General features: G+C 61.5%; 1 protein-coding gene. It reads right to left on the minus strand.

Going from position 1 to position 405, the window contains the following annotated elements:
- A partial coding sequence (esxG, locus tag F0Q45_RS26880; RefSeq protein WP_149656688.1) for a type VII secretion system protein EsxG occupies nucleotides 1–269 on the minus strand: 269 nt, incomplete at its 3' end.
- Nucleotides 270–405 lie beyond the last annotated feature (136 nt).

The following is a 405-nucleotide window of genomic DNA, read 5'->3' on the forward strand; positions in this document are numbered from 1 at the left end:
GCGGCGGCATCGGCGGCCACATAGGTGCCTGCGGCATCGCCGAGGTTGGCTTGGGCGATATCTAGCAAGGTGTTGACCTTGGCGGCTGCCTCGACGAATCGGGCGTGAGCGCCCTGGAAAGCCGCGGCGGACTCCCCCTGGTGAAACGCCTGCGCCGACATCGCCGACTGCTCGGCCTGACCGATTGTGTGCCGCATCAACGCCGCCTTAGCAGTAAACGCCGATTGCGACGCCACCAATTGCGGAATATGGGCATCCAACAAACTCATTGCGATCCTCTCATTTTGGGTTTTCTGTTTCTAGGCCGTCGCTTCGTCGAGCGTCACATACCCCCTTTATTGCACCGCGCCAACGAAATTGGGCTCCCAGGTAGCCGGGAGCATCGGCACCTGCACAGCACCACCA

Origin of the sequence: Mycobacterium simiae (assembly GCF_008370645.1) — a bacterium.
In the GTDB taxonomy this organism is placed as follows: Bacteria; Actinomycetota; Actinomycetes; order Mycobacteriales; family Mycobacteriaceae; genus Mycobacterium; species Mycobacterium simiae_A.